Here is an 18,631-nt window from a genome sequence, read left to right as displayed (position 1 = left end):
CCTCACCATCAATAATGATGGTCTTTTCTTTTATTTTTATTGTTTATGTATACGATCAAGATATGCTTTATGTTCTTTTTCTGCATATTGACGGCGCCCACCTGGTTTTGGTGTTTGATCTCCCATCATAATCCCAAAACCACCCTCAACACGAAGTTCATGACCATTTGTGTAGTCTGAGCGTTCACTTGCTAGATAAAGCACAGCATTTGCAATATCCATCGTATTACCAATGCGTTTATTGGCTGTTAGAAGCTTTACGTCCTTTTTCAACTTCAGGATCAGCATAGAATGCTTCTGATCATGGTGTCTTTACAAAACAAGGTTGAATACAGTTACTTCGAACACCAAATTGTCCCCATTCTGCTGCCATTTGTCGTGACATCATATTGACACCAGCTTTTGTTGAACTATACGCTGCAGAATAAGTTTCTGGAAAAACGGAAGCAATAGTTGATATGTGAACCATATTTCCCTTGCCTTGTTTAATCATTTGACGACCAAAACGTTGTGATACAAGGAAATAACCTGTAAGGTTAATATCTACGGTTTGTCGCCATTCATCCAAGGGCAAGTCTTCTAAAGGACATGCTCTTAACATGGCTGCCGTATTCACCAAAATATCCACTTTCCCAAAATGATCTATTGTTTGACTAACCGCACGGTCCACATCTTCTTCTGAGGTAGAATTGGTAACCAACGCTAATGTTTCAACCTGGTATTTTTGAGAAATTTCATTTGCATAAGCTTCAAGTTCTTCTTTTTTGATATCCAAAAGGACAACCTTTACTCCTTGTTTAGCAAACTCTTCTACGATTGTTTTTCCCATTCCCCCAACAGCTCCAGTGACTGCTGCAACTTTTCCTTCTAATCCTAACCATTGATCAGACATAATTTCTCCTTTTATATTATATAATTTTTTATCATTATTTTAGTTTTATTTTCATAAAATTTTAAACTGTTATGATAGTAATTCTGGCCAAGCTTCTTTCAAGACTTTCTCAGTTGCTTGATAAGTATAATCTGTCATATGATTTAACCCTTTTTCAAGATGGGCATCATTGATGACTTCAACACCTATCACTTTTGGTATTATTCCTGCCTCTTTAATCATTTTGACAAATCTTGCTGTATCTTTGGCACCTGTTCCAGGAGCTAAACGGTCATGCATGGATTCATCTCTTAGTATAGCCTTTGCATATGGTCTTTCATAAGCATCGTTAATCTGAATCGAAATGACTTTTTGAGCTTCTTCTTTAGTGAGTGGATGGTAATCTTGATTAGCTCTGACCCAATGCCAAGTATCTAAAATTAACATAGCATTTTTAGCTTTTGATTCCTCAACAACTTTAAATGCCTTTTCAAATGTTGGTAAGCCACTATATGGCATTGGCTCTACTCCAATAATTAAATCTCCAGCTCTTTGGCAAAGTTCTTTTAATTTTTGAGCTGTATAAGCTATGTCATAATTCTCCATTAAACCACAGTTAATGTGTTCCACATTGAAGAGACGACACATATGAAAACATAACTGTTCTTTATACTTTTGTTCATATGATCGATTTTCTTCAGCCCATTGAACAATATATTCCACTTCTGTAACTCTCATTTGGTATTTGTCAAGAATTGCTAGAATATCCTGATCTGTTAAGCCTTCACTTAGAGCATCTACGTAATTCTCTGTTCTTAATCCAATTCCTTCATATCCGGCATCTTTTGTAGCTTTCACACGTTCTTCAAAGCTACATTTATCACCTAGCGTCCATGAACAAATTGTAATTGGTATTTGATATGACATCATGTCACTCCCCTCTTTATTTTCATTATAAGTTAAAAAATTCACAAAAACAAATTGATTTTTGAAAGGCTTTCCATAGAAAAAATTTATCGTTTATGCTAGACTTACTGATAAGAAAGGGTGATAGGATGAATCTACAACATTTAAGGTATTTTGTGACACTTGCAAATTTAGAGCATTACACAAAAGCTGCTGAACAATTGCATATTACTCAGCCAACTTTAAGTCACGCTATTGCCATGATTGAAGAAGAATTGGGATTACCTCTTTTTAAAAAACAAGGACGAAATGTCATACTAACCAAGGAAGGTGACGTTTTCAAAGAGGAAATTCAAAAAGCTTTAAGCATTATTGATGATACTGTTGTGACCATGCAAGCACATGCACAAATGACCATTCAATTAGATATTGCTTTACTAAGATCACTGAGTCATTATATTGTGCCAAATCTCATTAGAGATTTTATGTCCAATTATCCTAATCACCATATCCAGTTTAATTTTTTTAATGATAGTGGCATGTCAATCGATTTATTACAAGGTGTTATTGATGGGAAATATGACCTTGCATTTTGTTCAAAATTAGACCAATATAAACAGATTAGTTATATTCCTATTGCTGTTCAAGATATGGTCCTCGTTGTGCCGAAGGACCATCCTTTGTCGACTTTAGATAAGGTTCAACTTAAAGATACTCTTTCTTATCCACAAATTTGGTTTTCAAAACGAAGTGGGTTGAGACCTATTTATAATAATCTTTTTAAAGGTTTTAGTGATGAAGTGACGGTAGCATTTGAAGTTGAAGAAGATGAAACTATTGCTGGACTTGTAGCACAACAATTTGGAATTTCTATATTACCAAGAATGGATTTGCTACAGACACTAGACGTTGATATTATAGAACTAGATGAATTAAAAGCATCGCATTACTACTACCTTGCCTACTTAACAGATGCAAAAATATCACCAGCTACCGAAGATTTTATTTCATATGTCACAAAATCATTTAAACAGAAAAAATAGATTGGATTAGACCTAATCTATTTAAATTTATTAACAAAAAAAGTAAAGGTTAAACCTTTACTTTTTTATCTCTTGACTACTCTTTTTTCTTCTTGAAACCAAGTAATCCTAATATTGCTATTAATATACCTTGTCCGACCAATAGATTAGACTTATTAGTTTCATCTCCTGTATTTGGAAGTTCTTGGTGCTTATGCTGAACAGCTTGGTTTTTAATTGTCTCAGATGTTGAAGCGTTTTGACTAGCAGACAGTGATAGGTGCTCTGATGTCATCGTTGTTTCACTACTACTCATCGATGTTTGTTCAGATAAACTGAGTGATTGACTTAAACTTAGAGACTCTGAACTACTTTCTGAGAAGAATCTTTCAATTAGTGACCCCGCTAGTGAATTACTTCCCAACTCATCATCTTGGAAGAGTGATTCTGAAGTTGATTCAAATACTGACTCATCAAATGATGATTGTGATTCTGATAAAGAAGCATTGACTGATTGATCATAAGCTGATGATGATTCGGACAATTTCTGACTAGCAGAAGACTCATATTGTGACAGAGAAATAGATTCTGAAGTGAATTCATCCTTTTCACTGATTGATTGCGATTCTGATGCTTGAATGCTCACTGATTTATCAGCATTTGAAAGTGACTCTGATTCTGATTTTAGAACACTTTCTTGTGATTCTGACAAGAATTCTGATAAAGATTGATTTTCTTGCTTATCTTTTTCAGAAATTGACTCTGATGTTGAAGCTAGTACAGAATTTTCATATATTGATTGTGATTCTGAAGCTGAGTTTTCTAAGGATTGATCGTAAATAGAAAGTGATTCTGAGGCTGATAAACTAGCTTGATATTCTTGTAAGGATACGGAATTTGAAGTAGAGGTCATCACTGACTCATAATATTGTGAATCTGCAAGTGATTCTGAAGCACTGATTGAAGCAGCATCATTTGAGAGGGATTCTGATTCAGATTGCAAAACACTGGCCTGAGATTCTGATAAAGACTCTGATAAGGATTGATTTTCTAATCTATCTTTTTCAGAAATAGAAGCCGATGTTGAAACGAAGATCGAATTTTCATAAACTGACTGTGATTCTGAAGCTGAGTTTTCTAGGGATTGATCATACAATGATACTGAAGCTGAAGCTGATTCTAAAATCGATTGTTCATATTCCGAGAGTGATGTCGAATCAAGATCGCTCATTGACTTCTCTTGATTGGATAAGGATTCTGAGGCAACTAGACTTGCTGATTCTTCTTCTGTTGATAGAGATGCTGAAGTTGAAGCTAGAACAGAACTTTCATAAACTGACTGTGATTCTGAGGCCGATTTTTTTGTGAATTCCTCATAAGCCGATAAGGATGTGGACTCTGAAAGACTCAATGACTTTTCCTGATTGGATAAAGATTCTGAAACTGAAGTTAATACAGATGCATCTCTAGTCGATAGCGATTCTGAAGCTGAAAGACTCTCTTGTTATTCTTTCAATGAAGCAGAGGCTGATACTGATGTCACTACAGATTGGTAATACTCAGAGTCTGCTAGAGATTCTGAAGTGCTAACAGAGACTTCAAAATTAGAAATACTTTCAGATGTTGATAGGCTAACTGATTGATCATGTTGAGACAATGATTCTGAAATTGAAGCATTTACCGAAGCCTCATGCTCAGATTGTTCCGTTGATAAAGATGCACTGACAGATTGTGTGTATTCAGATAATGAAACTGATTCTGATTGCGAAACAGATTGATCATGTGCGACTAAAGAAATCGAGTTTGACTCACTGAGTGATTGATCATGAAGTGATAACGATTCTGAACTAGAAACACTTAACGATTCAGCAGTTTTCTCAGACTCAAAGGCACTCTTACCTGTAGCATCTCTGACATAGGCACCATGGTAAGCAGCAAATTTATATCTATTTAGGACGATAGTTTCAAGACTTGATACAAGTCCAATATCTTCGGTATTATTATATGACGCTTTTACAACAATCATATAGACATTATTGTTTGTATCTGAAAAAGCATTATTTCCCCAATCAATGACAATATTTCCATATTGGTCTACTGTATGTGAATAGACATCTGTCACATCAGTTAGGGTTGATAGATCAGGATTAATACTTTGACCAATTGTTGTAGTTGTCCCTCTATAAATCTGAACTGTTGCATCTCTTAAATTTACCGTACTGGTAATGATATGTCCAGTACCGTCATCAGTATTTGTAACATTAGTAATTTCAGAATAATAATGATAACTAGTTGTTAGATTATTACCATTTGGATTAACTAAAGTATTATATGTTACTGTTTGGGTTGTTTCATCCTGCTGAACAATGCGCGAATTTATTTGTAAATCTTGATTTCCTACTTTAGTAGTGGTCTCTGTCCCATAAGAAATATTCTCAGTAATAGATTGACTTGTTGTACCTACACTAGCAGTAAATGTTTGTCCAGAAGTTGTATTTGGGATTAAGCGATCATCTGGCCAGATTGGATTGGTAACAGACGCTTTAGTCACATTAATAATATCCGATGTGAAGGTGTATTTGATAGTGTGTGTGTCAGGATCATAAACACCTGTTGCTAAAGTTTCTCCATTTGATTGAATCTGTTCAACAGTTAAGCTAGTACCCACGCCATTTATATCCAAATTATCACTTAGTTTGATTGAAAAAGTATCATTTGCGCGTGCGGAAGCTATTTGAAATGATGTTTCTAAATACAAATGCTCACCAGTACCCATGTTAATGGTTCCTGGATTGACATTTTGACTATCGTTAAATGATATTGCCACATTGGTTAACTGAGAGGTTACATCTGTCGGTGTGGTAGCTGCTGCACGAACGTATACTCGACTTCTAACCATTCTAGGTGTTACTTCTGATGTTGATTCAGATGCTGATATTGATGTAGAACTACCTTCAGACGTTTTTGATAGCGACTCTGAGGTTTGACTCCTTGTGTCTGTCGATGTAGTGCTAAGTGTTTGACTCTCTTGACCATCTGATAATGACTGACTAGTAGAAGATTGTGATTCACTAGTAACGCTTGTACTAGTGCTTCCAGTAGAAGATGTACTTGCTGTTTCCGTTGTTGAGACAATCACAACATCTGTATTACTACTGGCATTTGTGGTATCTGTTGCAACTGTCGTTTCATCTGCCTGTACAACAGCATTTGAAATAAGTGCTCCACCAGAAACCGTTCCTGCTAAAAGAAGAGCTTTTATATACTGTCTATTTTGTAAAGAAAGTTCAGCAGAATCAATTGAGGACTCACGCTTTTTTAATGTTATTGTTTGTCCACCTTGTTTAATCATTTTCCATTTTGAAATGAGAATACTTACCCAATTTTTACCAGCTTTATACATTTTGACACGTACTTGGGTATCAGAAATAAGCTTTTTTTCCATTATTTTTCTTTATCAATTTTAAACCTCCTTACAAGACACAAATATCTGAATATTTAAGTTTACGATTATATCATACCTTTTATCAAGTTTTAACACAATTAAAATAGCCTAAATTGGATTTATTTTTCAAATACATTAAAAAAAAGTAAGAACAATGCCTTACTTTTCTTATTTTCATTAACATTTTATTTTTATAGTCAAATAGGCCTAATAATAAAAGCTATAATTCTAAACCAACAAGACTGTTACTTGTTAAATACCTATTGTTGATAACTTATTTTTTATTTTGACAATGGTAGAAGTATCACAGAAATCCATCTACTTAAGAAATTTTAGCAATGTCTTTTTTAAGAAAAAATCTATTAAAATACAGCCAATATTTTCATCAGTGATAAAAAGAGTCCAATTAATATAGCAATTGCCAGAACAATTTGGAGGTTAAATGGGTTGCCTTCTTTTTTCTTTTTAGGTTCAACATACCTCTCTTTATGAAGTCTTTTTTCGATACTTTCTTCTAATGGATTTTTAGGCGTCATAAAAAGCACCTACTTTCTCTTGATAATCTTGAGGAAGTGATGAGATATCTTTAAAGCGCTGCATTTCAACTGCATTTCTGAATGCTTGTTCATCCTTGATTAGTAATTTTAGTTGTTTAATCATATCAGCTATATGACCATCTTCCACAATATGCTCTTTTGCTGTAAATTTTGGTTGATGAGCTGTTGACTTAAAAGCTAAAATGACTTGATTATGCTCAAAAGCCGTCCTCACTGCTGTCAAAATTTCATTAAATTGATTAATATCAAGGTAAATGTCACAATCTTGATAAAGTTCTTCAACTTTTGGTGTTGCAATATTTGGGTATAATGTGACATTTTGATATTGAGCTAAAGCCATTAATTTAGGAGACATCTCAGTAATAGCACCGATAGCAATGTTGAGTTCGGGAAGCTCACGAATGATTTGCTCAAGACCTTCTATTTGATCTGAATTTGTTAAGACAAAGGCATTTGCAGTTAATTGATTTTGACGCTTATTTGGATACATAAAGCCAAGAAAGTCAATTTGGTTTTTATATTGAGGGCTTAACAATTGTTGTGCTTTCTGGAAAGCCTGCCAATCTTGGAAAATTATTTTAGTTGGTCTACTCTTTTGTTCTAAAAGTGCCATCATATTCCCAGGGATAGTTTGCCTGATAGGTTCATTCCAAAAAAGGACATCTTTCCCAGGTTTGGCAAGGTAGTATGAAACCAAGAAAGGAGTTGCTAAGGAATTATAAAAAATGGCGGATAGATCAAATTGTGCATCACGCAAATAGTGACTGACAAAATCAACCTTTTGTTTAAAGACAAATTCTTTGTCTTCTTGAGTTAAAAGGATATCACCAGTGGTGTGATTTTCAACAATAACGCTTTGTCCTATTGCGTTAAAGTAGGTTGTTTGAACCAATTTTGATTCTTTATTATAGCTTTTTTGAGCAAAACGATAGCCTGATTTGTTATAACAATCTTTCACAAGAACATTACCGTTATGATCCAACCAATCCACCTCTTTTACAAAGCGTCGATGGCTTGGATTGCTATAACTAATATGAGCTTTTTTTTCAGCTAAATCATAAACAAACGCATCTGTATTTGTTCCAATAATTTCCCAATAATCTGGTACAGCCACTTGGTTGTAATAAAGTGGTGAATAGTCTTCAACATCGTATCCTAGATAAAAAAGATAAGGTGACGTCACATCATTTGGTAAAAATCCATCATCATTAAGAACAATTGTCGGATTTTTATAACCAGAAGAGATTAATGAAAAATGCAAATCCCAACTTAGTTGATTGTAATGATCAAAGAGATTAATCATTTTGGTTACCCCCTTCTAGTAAAGCACGCCATTTTTGTTCTATTTCCGTTGTAAGATAGCCCTGTGCCAATTGATATGATTTCTCAGAGAAGTGTTCCCAATTAGCATCACGGTAGAGTTGAATTATCTTTTGACAAATAGCCTCAATGATGTCAGATTCTTTGTCACGATTTTCAAGTGAAATAAGATAACCATTTTCGCCATCACTGATAAACGTTTGATTCCCATAACGAACGTCAAATCCAATCAAAGGTAAACCAGACCCAACAGCCTCTAGTAGTGTTAATCCAAAGCCTTCACTTTTTGATGCCGATAAATACAAATCATACTGTGAATAAACCTTACTCAAATCATGATGTCCCATTAGTCTGATGTAATCTTTAGCTTGATTTTCTTCAATAATGGATGAAATCAATTGACTTTCTTGCCCAGAGCCATAAATATCAAAAGTAAGATCTGTAATGGTTTTTCTTGCTTTAATCACAGCTTTTACTAGCCAATCTACATGTTTTTCAGAAGCTAAACGCGAGGCAGTTATGGCATGATGTTTCTTTCTTTCTTCTTCTGGTATTTGAAGCTGATCAATGGAGCCTACTGGAATAGTAACAATCGTCGGTTTTTGATTGGTGTATTTTTCAAATTGAGCTGTCAAAACTTCTTTTTGTTTTTCAGTAGCCGTAATGAAAAAATCAACTTTACTAGCATTGGTAAATTGATAATCATAATAATTATTCCACAAAATCGTTTGATCTGTTACTGCATTTTCACTAAAATGCTCTGCATGAATCACAACACCTAAACGTGCAGGTTTTGCATAACGAAAAACAGATTGACCAATATCTGTGGAACGATCTAATATAAGAACATCTTCTTTAGTCAATTGTAACTGACTCATAAAGTAATCAAAAAAAGCTGATTTTGAAGGTAAAAGACAATTTGAAAATTTGAATTGACTCTCTTTTCCATCAACCAGTTCAATATAAGCAATTGACCCATCTTGATTATAAAAGTGCCTTTCATTGACAAAGATTGTTTTATTTTTTGGATAATAGTATTCTGAAAAAATTCTCCGACTTGTGTAATAATCTTTTCTTACCAAAATATTTCTAGAAACAATTTCAACGCGGTGAACAGTCTTTTTTTCAGGATTATTAAAATAAACTGTCCAAAAAGAATCATCTGAAAAGAAGAGTTTCGTTGATTTTCCATTTGTTTCTTCTCTAATGATTGGTTCACTGACCTTAGCTTTTAAGTCATCTAAAGTAACTGTTACTGGACCAACTGGAATATCCGTAAACCAACCATATAACCAAATAATATCAGAGTCACTAAAACCAATGTTTCTAGTCAAATCAGAGAGATTATCTTGAACAAACAAATCCGTGAAAATAAATTTGGCATCTGCACCAATCTTTTTAAAAATAGAAGAACGGTAAGCTTGGGCATACTCAACACCGCTACTTGCCCAGCCTATGCCATGATTAATATTATAAACTGTCATTAATTGCTCCTCAATTACACAAAATAAATTTGTAATTCGTTTTTCTTAGTATAGGTTACTTCACTTAGTAATAAATGTCTAAAGGTTAGTTTGTAAATGTCCTCTTTCATGGTCAAAAAAGATTGATAAGCCTCTTGATGATACTCATAGATGGGGTTTCGTTGAGCAGTTTGTCTGGCTACTGCTACAGTACGTAGTTGTTGCAAGTAATCGACTTCTTCTACCCAACATTCATCAATTGCTTTTAAGACACTATTGCGTTCCAAATCAACAAAATCTTTTGTTAAGTAAAGTCTCTTTTTATCTAAAATCTCTTGTGCTAACTCATTTAAAAACTGATGGACAGCTTCTTTCTCCTTAAAACTTAGCTGATTTGGAAAGCCTGTAAATCCATATGTCATATTATCAAGAATAAAACGTGTCACATTATCTCTAGAAATCTCTTCATTTGTCACAAAATCAGCAATTACTTTTTTAACAATAAAGTCTGCATTAAAATCTTTATTCCGATTGTAGATGATATTGTCACGTTCTTGATAAATTAATTCTCTTTGAATTTTGACACTTTCATCAAATTCCAATGTATTAGAGCGCGATGATTGCCCCTTAGCATCACTAGTCTCTTGAGCCTTTTTAAATAATCTACGATACCTATACCCTTTTAGTTCTTTTGGAATAGCGTCATCACGTGCATCCTTATGTTTTTTGAAATAACGATGTGCCCATTTTGATCCTGATTCCATAATGAGATCATCTTCAAAAGAAACAAAAAATTGACTAAAGCCTGGTTCTCCTTGCCTACCTGAACGTCCTCGTAATTGTAGGTCCATACGTTGACTAGCCATGCGTTCTGTGCCAATGACTGCTAAACCACCTAACGCTTTCACACCCTGACCTAACTTGATATCAGTGCCTCGACCTGCCATATTAGTAGCAACAGTAATACTATTCATCTGACCAGCTTCAGCAATCATTTGTGCTTCTCTTGCAGCACTTTGAGCATTCAACAAGCTATGTGGTAATCCTTCCAAGAGTAATATTTCAGAAAAGAGTTCTGACATTCTAACAGAACCTGTCACTAGTAAAATTGGCTGTCCTGTCGTATGGATCTGCTTAACAAATTGAATGGTAGCATTGATTTTTTCAGGTAGAGTGGTATAAATACGATCAGGAAAGTCTTGCCTAATGACTGGTTTATTGGTTGGAATTCTGACAACTTCCATATTAAAGGTTTCAATAAGTTCGTCTTCTGCCGTTTTTCCTGTTCCTGTCATTCCAGCAAGTGTATCAAACATTAGAAAGAGATTTTGATAAGTGATTGAAGCCATAGAACGCATTTCTGGTGTTACTTTCACCTTCTCTTTTTCCTCAATAGCCTGATGAATACCGCCTTGAAGTTTAGTGCCAGATAAAATACGGCCATTCCCTTTATCCAATAATTTGACTTCTTCGTCATGAATCACATAATCTTTCCCATTTTCAAAAAGAGTATGTGCTTTTAGTGCTAAATTAAGGTGACGAACCAGTTCTTTATTCCCCTTCGTATATAAGCCTTTTTGACTAAAATAGCGTTTTGCTTCGTTAATTCCTTTTTTCTTCAAATAGACTTCTTTACGCTCACGATCAAGGTAATAATCTGTCTCTTCTTCTAGACTAAGGACAAATTCATCAGAAACCGCATAAAGATTTGGTTGCACGCGCGGTGCACCTGAAATAACAAGTGGCGTTTGTGCCATATCTAACAAGACAGCATCTGCTTCATCAATAATGGCATAATGAAAAGGTCGCATGTACTTTTTATCACTAGAAGTTGCCAAATTATCGATCAGATAGTCAAAACCCAGTGCACTATTTGTGGTGTAGATAATGTCAGAATGATAAATGGCACGCTTTTCCTCAACTTCTACTTTTCGATTAGGATCGTCAAAGACACCAATTCCTACACTTAATTGCAAAAACTCATAGACTTTGCGCATTTCAGTTGCATCTCTTATAGCTAGATACTCACTATTAGTAATTAAGAAAGCTCCTTTTTCTTCTAATGCATTAAGGTATAAAGGCATCGTGGCTGTCAGGGTTTTTCCTTCACCTGTTTTCATTTCAGCGATATTACCCTGATGTAAAACAATGCCACCTAAGACTTGAACATCAAATGGAAACATTCCTAAAATTCTCTTGTCAACTTCACGAACAACCGCAAAAGCTTCAACTAAAAGGTCATCTATGGTCGCACCATTTGCAAGACGTTCTTTAAATTCTAATGTTTTTCGAGATAAAGCATCATCTGTTAAGGCTGCCATTTCAGCTTTTAGAGCGTTTATCTCTTCTAGTTTTTTTCTCATTTTCCCTAATCGACGGCGATCAAGTGAAAATAAAGAGGTGTCTTTTTTCATGCTATTTCCTTTTTAGTTTAAAAATGGTAAGTAATTGAGTTGTTCAGTACTTTTTAAAAAGCGTGACACAATAGTTAGTTGCTTGTCATCAAGATTGTCACCATAGTAGGTTAAAGCTTTATTCGTTTGCTTATATTGCCATACATCTTTTAACTTTGAGGTCTTATTAGCTACTACTGGCGTCAGGAGATTGAGGTATTCTCTGGGACTGTAAAAACTAGATGTCACAAATGCTTTAATATTATGGTAGCGATAACGGTAATAGGTAACTGCAAAATTACCAAATGGTCCAACACCAATTAAATTTAATTCTTTTAACTGTGATAACTCCCAAACAAGTTTTTCGATGTCTTTTGATAAAAAGAAGTCATGTTGCTTATAATCTGAAATTACTATTAGATTTGGCAATTGAGAAAGCACATTTTCTGGTATTTGATCGCCTTTTTCTTCCAAAAAGACCAGGTGATAAGCTTGAGATTCACATTTATGTTGCATGGTGACCGAAAGTTCCTCTCTTGCAGAGTCTCCTTCAAAAGTTACTTCATCATCATAAATCACCATATGCTTAAAAACCATTGACTCACAGCCTGCATTGATTAAGCTAATTTTGTACCAATAGGCATCTTTGGGATAGCAAAAATCACGCTTATCATTTTTTAAGATTTCAAAACCAATTTGGTCATTGAGACGATTGTAATAATCAATCCTAATGTAGACTGTTTTTTGAGGAACAATATCTGCTTCTAAATCAATCTGATAAGTGTGGCCTCTTTTTAATAAAGGTAAATCTGGCTCAACACGATTATCTTGAAAATTTGTTTGTGATACCCATTCATTCATTGCAAAACTTGGTGGCATCAAGGGGTTACTAAAAAAGACTTTCCCATCTTGAAAATAGAAAGAACCACCGTGATTATAACTTGATTTTGCAAAGTGTTGCCAGTAAATTAGTGTTCTCATTCATTAAACTTTCTATTAAAATCATGACTAATTAGGTTTCTATATTGTGTGATAAACCAAGCAGGCACTTCTGATGCTGCATCATCGTGTCTTCCTTGCCATCCTCGTCCAACAATATTTTGTGGTGATGCTTCTAAATGTTTTAACAAGTCAGAAAAGCCTGTATGGTCATAATCATCATCTTTCATATAGGCGACAATAAATTTGGTATGACTAAAATCAGCTAATTGAAATTGATTCCATATACGGTCATCAAATGCTTTAGACGCTTTTTCATCAAGTGAATCATAATAAACCTGTTGAATATCTAAAGCTGTCGGAAACCCACCTGGTCTTTTTACTCTTTCACTCTGGGCAACTGATCCCATATTAAGTACAGGTTTACCGACAATAATACTATGTGGTTTAAGCTTAGTCCCATGATATATAGCGCCATAAGTTCCCATTGATAAGCCTGAAAGAATTAATTGATCTGAAGTAAAACCTAAAAAATCAAGAGTTTCTTGAATTTTTTTCACAATAGCAGCCTCATAGGACTCACTACCAATATAAAAAGAACCGCCTTCTAATCTAGGATCACAGAGTAATAAAAAGGGAGTCCCTAGACTTTTCATCATCCAATAACCTTCAAAACCTTCTGCAGAACGAAAATCCGAAAAATAAACACATAATGGTGGTTTAAAATCAGCTGGATCAAAATAAGTCATGAATTCTTGACCATTGTCATCTGCAAAACGTTGTCCACCTAATAAAAATTCGCCTAATCCATTACGACTCCAACGGTAATGAAGTGGTCCAATTTTTAACTGTCCGAAACCTTTGGCCAAGAGTTGAATATGAAGAACACCAGATTGGTCTGCATCAATTAATAGTGGATTTTTTAAAGCTTCTTGATCGAACACCCACTCTTTCACAACATTACCCACTGAACCATTTGGAATTAGAGAAACTACCATTTTGAGACGACACGTTTCTGCAATCTGTGTTTCTAAAAACAAATCTAAAAATTTATCATTGGCATAGGGAACATTAAAAGGAAAGTCTGCAATTTCTTGAAAGTCTGGTCCAAAGTTACCTTTTAAATCTGCATAAGCATGTCCTTGCATACTAATAGTTCCCAAGAATTGTGATGAAAATTGCAAATCTGTTACTGGTAATTTTGCACCATATTGACCCACAAAAAGACCTTTTTCAAATTGTTTAATCAACGCCTCGATAGTGTCATCTTTGAAAGGCTGGCCCATTTTTTGTAAAAGAAATTGGTGAGCTTTTTCTGACTCTGTCAGTGCTAATTCAGAGTAAAACACCTCATAAGCTGAAAATAAATCGGATAACAATGTAATATCATCGCCTAAGGAATGATCACTCAAAACCAAGGCTTGATAGCTCACCTTTTCTTTTTTATTTTTTTCTTGTGACTCATCATTAAGCTGATTTTGCTGTTCTAAAAAATCACTAATATCTGATTGTTCGTAGTGAATCCAATTAAGATTCTGTGGTATTGAAAAAGACTGTGACCAGTTCTCCTGACCAATTTGTAATATATTTATTGTCTGTTCTGCCATAATTATTCTTTACTCTTTGCTAGAAGTCTTGCAACCAAATTCCCACCAGTATAATCATTAATCTTTTGAACTGCATAGACCAGTGCTTGGTTCCAGTTTGCTAAACCATCAAAATAGAAGCTAAATGCATCTTTTAGTTGACTTATATCTTCTAGGATATAACCATTTTTTCGGTCTTCGACATATTCACTTGAAACCGTGTTAACTTGGGGAATACCTGCACTAATACCTGCTATCTGCGTATACAAGTCAGGTGTTTCTGATAAATCAACAATCAATCTTGCTTGATTAAGGTATTTAATAACATCTAGTTCACTTTCCAAATAATGATAGGCTACTCTAGGTTTCACTTCCTCAGCATCTATAATTTCAAAAGAAACCAACTGCTGTTCTTCAAGATGCATAAATTCTTCAGAAAACTGGGCTAATGTCTTTTCAAGAAACTGATAAGCCATCATGCGTTTGCTATAATCTCTTTCATAACTTACAAAAACAATTTCAATCATACTATCTTTAAGCATTGCTTGATAGCAATTGTCGATAGACTTAGATAATTGCGCATCATCTAATCCATCCATAACAAAATAGACAATGGATTCTTTGATATGTTGGCTTTTTCCTAATGACAATCGCGTATCAAAAGGAGAAAGATGTTCAACTTTTGTTTTTGTTATAGTTTCAAGTTTTTTAGTCAAATTTAAATGATCACAGATAATTAATTGATTTTGATCTAAAAGGTGTTTTTGATTTTCAAAATCTTCCTTCTTATTTCGAAGTGAAAAAACAGAGACTAACTTTTGATGATTTGAAAAAATATTGGCTAAGATAGCTTGATGTCTTTTATCATAAGCGTAAATCAATGTATCATCTTTTTCAACGACTTTATCATAGTAGTCTTGACATTTTTCAATGATTAGTTCTGTTAAATCTTGATAAACAAGTTTTTTAAAGCGATCTTTCTGACTTTCATTAATAACGACTTTACTCTCGTTTTCGACAAGTGACTCTTTTAAGACCCAAATTCCTTTGGCATCAAAATAAGTTTGTAAATAGGGAATTCCTGATTCATCGCGTTCAAGTATACTTGATAAAAAACCACGGTCATCAAACACAAAAGTTTTGTCTAAATGAGACTCTTTAAAAAAATCAATCCAAATCAGCTGTCCATCTTGACCAAATTCTAACTGGGCAATTTTTTGATCACCCTCTTTAGCTATGACCGCAAAAGGTGTGTAAATAAACCTGGTTTTCTTTGACCAATTTAATTGTTTAAAATCAAATCGTGTTCCTCTAACAGATTCCGTATTTTGAATCACATCAAAGATAGCATAGTAGTCTTGTTCAAATAGGTCATAACGGTGTAAAAAATACCTTAAATTTGGCATATAATTAAGAATCAATAAACTTGACTGATAGTCTATATATTGAAACATTTTAACGTGATTAATTGTATCATCAAAATCCATGCCGGCAGCTCTACGATACCAAACACTTGTTTTATCATACCATGTACGTTCAGGATGATACCAAGCAGGAACAAAATGAAACATAATTAACCTTTCTAATTATCTTGACTAAAGAGTGGTTTGTATCGACTGCGTAGTCTAGCTGTTTTGATTTCTTCAATTACTGATAATAAAATCCCCGTCATCATCATGACAATTCCTGTCAATTGAGCAATTGATTGCAATCTTGTATTGCCCAATGTCAAAAGTAGAGGTAATACACACATGATAACCAAAAAGAAACCACTAAAAACACCAAAAAACCTTCCAAGATGTCTTAAATATAATTGCGTTTCTTTTCCTGGTTCTATATCTGGAATATAGTCACCAGCATTCCTCATATCCTCAGCGAGTTTTGTAGGATCTATATTAATCAAGGAAAAAGCGATTGCTAAGACAAAGAGTAAAATTGAAAAAATGAATATTCCCCAAATATTATAGGTGTTAAAGATTAACGACCAAGCTTGCAGTCGATGATTATTTGGGTAAAAATAAGCAAATAACATGATAAAGTATTGTGGCAACATTAAAAAAGTATAGACATACATTAGTGGCATTCCTCCAGAAGCATTCACTTTAATTGGGAGATAAGCTTTATCAACTAATCTATTATGAATTGAAATCCGCATTACCGGAACCCTGTACTCTGAATGTTCTAAAAACACAATAAAGAACATTGAAATGAAAGACCAACCCATTAAGACAATAATAGCCAATGCATATCCATTATTAAATAAATCTACCATTAACGGAATATGTTGAAATTGAGTTACCATCATACTAACAACGACTAATATAGCTGGACCACCTAGCCCATGCATACTATTAATATTGCCTAACCATGCTATGATAAAAGATCCGCCAATTAAGACAATAGCTGGTACAATTACCATAGCAAAATTTAAAGGCTGCCCACTTTTATATTTTAATGAAATACAGATACCTAGAGCTTGTATGATTGCAACAACAAGCATTAAACTATTTTGTCTAAAACTTAAAGCTTTTGGTGACAATTGTTGGGAATCTCGACCAAGTGTTAAGAGTCTCATCAAAATCATAGCAGACATCCATGGACCAAGACCTAAAGAAAAAAGTCCAATTTGAGAGAGATTACCACCTGTTAAACTACTTGTTGTCCTGATGAAGCTATTTTCACTTCCTAGATAAGCATTTACATCAACCCCTGGAAGAGGAATCTGTCTCCCTAAAAGAAATATCAAAATCAGAAAGAAAGTAAATCCAATTTTTTTGACAAGTAAATGGTGTTTCAAAAAAGTTGACATTCTTATTCCTCTATATCATTTTGCAAGACTTCAAAAACAGCATCTGTTAATACTTTTCTTGAAAAATAACCTTGCGTCACTAATGGTCTAAAAAACTGCACATGCTTACACATGACTTGATACTCTTCAGGACTCAATTGTTCAAGTCTTTCATTCGCTTCTTCTAATGATGAAACGACCATACCAAGGCCATTTCTACTGATCCACTCGTGATTTGACAAATTATCCTGAACAATTACTGGAAGTCCTGCGGCGAGATAGGTGCTTAATTTATAAGAAGCATTCCATTCATAATAATCAACATCTGATTTTTGTGACCAGACTAAGCCAAGACCACCTTCATGTGCCAATGTTTGTAATAGCTCTGTATCAGATTTCCAACCTTGATGACTAACATTTAAATCACTGTAATCAAACTGGTCAAGACCATAATAAAACAGCGGATTAGAGTAGCGCCAATCCTTAACAAAGGTAAAACGCTCACTAGATCCCGTAAAGTGACACTTTTTGGCATAAGGTGGTATATCTAACCAAAGCTGTGTTGGATGGTCCCATAAATGTTGGATTAAGATTTTCTTGGTCTTTAATCCCCATCTTCTTAGTTCTGTTTCCATTTTTTTTGAAGGTAGAATTAGTAAATCAGCTTTGTTATAGGTTTCAATTGTTTTATCAATTAAATATTCATTTGATTTAAACATCAAAGGAATAATATCATGAATAAACAGAATAACTTTGATATCCTTATAAGATTTTAATTTATTAACAACATAATCATCAAATTCAGTTGAATTCCAACTTGGTGATTGAACAATAACCACATCACCATTTGAAACAGCTGCAAGCATTCCATCTACACGCTTACTCAATTCAGCATCAGTATCTGTATGAACCGGATAGCTGTAGATACCTATTTCTCGATAACCTAAATTTTTTGCTATCTCTGCTACCATATTTTGTGCAATTAAAGCAACACTTGTAGCTGCTTGTCCATATAAATTTGTAATATGTACTTTCATTCTAACTCTTTAAATTCTTAATTATTTTTTTCTTGTTCTATCAATTCTAACTTTTAACAGACTTTACGATAACTTAAATATGTCTTTTAGATTTTCCCCTAAAATAACAGGACACTCATCATTCTTCTAACTATTAAAATAATTCAGTCCATTTTTTTAAAAAAATATTCTATTTTTATTTAATAAATCATTCAGCTATCGAAAAATTAGAAAAAGGGACTAAGTCCCTTTTATTATACCATTTTATTAAATTTTTATTTTAATTAATAGTACATAATGACGCTACATGTTCAGAAATTGAATA

13 protein-coding genes and 1 pseudogene are annotated in these 18,631 nt (G+C 34.0%); 1 reads left to right on the top strand and 13 read right to left on the bottom strand.

Translation table 11 applies throughout. From position 1 onward, the window contains the following. Nucleotides 1–36: 36 nt before the first annotated feature. Together STRUR_RS01475 and STRUR_RS01470 are read right to left on the bottom strand one after the other, a co-directional pair. Nucleotides 37–892 (bottom strand): annotated as a pseudogene (locus tag STRUR_RS01475) (SDR family NAD(P)-dependent oxidoreductase). A 69-nt stretch (nucleotides 893–961) separates the two neighbouring features. Continuing rightward, the gene (locus STRUR_RS01470; protein WP_006740647.1) at nucleotides 962–1,798 is read right to left on the bottom strand and encodes a sugar phosphate isomerase/epimerase family protein; all 837 of its coding nucleotides are present in this window, start codon (nucleotides 1,796–1,798) and stop codon (nucleotides 962–964) included. Between the two features lie 128 nt (nucleotides 1,799–1,926). On the opposite strand from STRUR_RS01470, the gene STRUR_RS01465 reads away from it, so the two are divergent. After that, entirely contained in the window at nucleotides 1,927–2,820 is an 894-nt protein-coding gene (locus tag STRUR_RS01465) for a LysR family transcriptional regulator (protein ID WP_006739515.1), read from the top strand. A 76-nt stretch (nucleotides 2,821–2,896) separates the two neighbouring features. Here the strand turns inward: STRUR_RS01465 and STRUR_RS01460 are convergent, their stop codons facing one another. The 11 genes from STRUR_RS01460 to STRUR_RS01410 form a co-directional block, all read right to left on the bottom strand. After that, complete coding sequence (locus STRUR_RS01460) at nucleotides 2,897–4,210, bottom strand: LPXTG cell wall anchor domain-containing protein (RefSeq protein ID WP_006738679.1); 1,314 nt, start codon at nucleotides 4,208–4,210, stop codon at nucleotides 2,897–2,899. 93 nt (nucleotides 4,211–4,303) lie between these two features. Continuing rightward, nucleotides 4,304–6,244, bottom strand: coding sequence for an Ig-like domain-containing protein (locus STRUR_RS01455; RefSeq protein ID WP_006739384.1), 1,941 nt, complete (start codon nucleotides 6,242–6,244; stop codon nucleotides 4,304–4,306). Nucleotides 6,245–6,606: 362 nt separating this feature from the next. After that, a complete protein-coding gene (locus STRUR_RS11665) occupies nucleotides 6,607–6,780 on the bottom strand; it encodes a hypothetical protein (protein ID WP_006739601.1) in 174 nt (57 codons plus the stop codon). Beyond that, nucleotides 6,770–8,104, bottom strand: coding sequence for an accessory Sec system glycosylation chaperone GtfB (gene gtfB / locus STRUR_RS01445; RefSeq protein ID WP_006740303.1), 1,335 nt, complete (start codon nucleotides 8,102–8,104; stop codon nucleotides 6,770–6,772). Before gtfB ends, STRUR_RS11665 begins: the two co-directional genes overlap by 11 nt. Then, nucleotides 8,097–9,605 (bottom strand): accessory Sec system glycosyltransferase GtfA, encoded by a 1,509-nt coding sequence (gene gtfA / locus STRUR_RS01440; RefSeq protein ID WP_006738424.1) that lies wholly within the window; start codon nucleotides 9,603–9,605, stop codon nucleotides 8,097–8,099. Before gtfA ends, gtfB begins: the two co-directional genes overlap by 8 nt. A gap of 14 nt (nucleotides 9,606–9,619) precedes the next feature. Beyond that, complete coding sequence (gene secA2, locus STRUR_RS01435) at nucleotides 9,620–11,998, bottom strand: accessory Sec system translocase SecA2 (RefSeq protein ID WP_006739016.1); 2,379 nt, start codon at nucleotides 11,996–11,998, stop codon at nucleotides 9,620–9,622. Nucleotides 11,999–12,010: 12 nt separating this feature from the next. Next, complete coding sequence (asp3, locus tag STRUR_RS01430) at nucleotides 12,011–12,958, bottom strand: accessory Sec system protein Asp3 (protein ID WP_006739609.1); 948 nt, start codon at nucleotides 12,956–12,958, stop codon at nucleotides 12,011–12,013. Then, nucleotides 12,955–14,523, bottom strand: a complete 1,569-nt coding sequence (asp2, locus tag STRUR_RS01425) for an accessory Sec system protein Asp2 (protein ID WP_006740414.1) — start codon at nucleotides 14,521–14,523, stop codon at nucleotides 12,955–12,957. Before asp2 ends, asp3 begins: the two co-directional genes overlap by 4 nt. 2 nt (nucleotides 14,524–14,525) lie before the next feature. Then, entirely contained in the window at nucleotides 14,526–16,073 is a 1,548-nt protein-coding gene (gene asp1, locus STRUR_RS01420; RefSeq protein ID WP_006738753.1) for an accessory Sec system protein Asp1, read from the bottom strand. 11 nt (nucleotides 16,074–16,084) lie between these two features. Further along, complete coding sequence (gene secY2 / locus STRUR_RS01415) at nucleotides 16,085–17,311, bottom strand: accessory Sec system protein translocase subunit SecY2 (protein ID WP_006739245.1); 1,227 nt, start codon at nucleotides 17,309–17,311, stop codon at nucleotides 16,085–16,087. A gap of 2 nt (nucleotides 17,312–17,313) precedes the next feature. Further along, complete coding sequence (locus tag STRUR_RS01410) at nucleotides 17,314–18,327, bottom strand: sugar transferase (protein WP_006740181.1); 1,014 nt, start codon at nucleotides 18,325–18,327, stop codon at nucleotides 17,314–17,316. Between the last annotated feature and the right edge of the window lie 304 nt (nucleotides 18,328–18,631).

It is taken from the genome of Streptococcus urinalis 2285-97 (assembly GCF_000188055.2).
Taxonomy (GTDB): Bacteria; Bacillota; Bacilli; order Lactobacillales; family Streptococcaceae; genus Streptococcus; species Streptococcus urinalis.
Note: the sequence above shows the minus strand (reverse complement) of the source record. Positions and strands in the feature narration are given on the sequence as shown.

Bases quoted from the DNA above. Each gene is read 5' to 3' on its own strand.
- STRUR_RS01470 (WP_006740647.1), bottom strand. From the start codon at position 1,798: ATGTCATATCAAATACCAATTACAATTTGTTCATGGACGCTAGGTGAT.
- STRUR_RS01465 (WP_006739515.1), top strand. From the start codon at position 1,927: ATGAATCTACAACATTTAAGGTATTTTGTGACACTTGCAAATTTAGAG.
- STRUR_RS01455 (WP_006739384.1), bottom strand. From the start codon at position 6,244: ATGGAAAAAAAGCTTATTTCTGATACCCAAGTACGTGTCAAAATGTAT.
- STRUR_RS11665 (WP_006739601.1), bottom strand. From the start codon at position 6,780: ATGACGCCTAAAAATCCATTAGAAGAAAGTATCGAAAAAAGACTTCAT.
- gtfB (WP_006740303.1), bottom strand. From the start codon at position 8,104: ATGATTAATCTCTTTGATCATTACAATCAACTAAGTTGGGATTTGCAT.
- gtfA (WP_006738424.1), bottom strand. From the start codon at position 9,605: ATGACAGTTTATAATATTAATCATGGCATAGGCTGGGCAAGTAGCGGT.
- secA2 (WP_006739016.1), bottom strand. From the start codon at position 11,998: ATGAAAAAAGACACCTCTTTATTTTCACTTGATCGCCGTCGATTAGGG.
- asp3 (WP_006739609.1), bottom strand. From the start codon at position 12,958: ATGAGAACACTAATTTACTGGCAACACTTTGCAAAATCAAGTTATAAT.
- asp2 (WP_006740414.1), bottom strand. From the start codon at position 14,523: ATGGCAGAACAGACAATAAATATATTACAAATTGGTCAGGAGAACTGG.
- asp1 (WP_006738753.1), bottom strand. From the start codon at position 16,073: ATGTTTCATTTTGTTCCTGCTTGGTATCATCCTGAACGTACATGGTAT.
- secY2 (WP_006739245.1), bottom strand. From the start codon at position 17,311: ATGTCAACTTTTTTGAAACACCATTTACTTGTCAAAAAAATTGGATTT.
- STRUR_RS01410 (WP_006740181.1), bottom strand. From the start codon at position 18,327: ATGAAAGTACATATTACAAATTTATATGGACAAGCAGCTACAAGTGTT.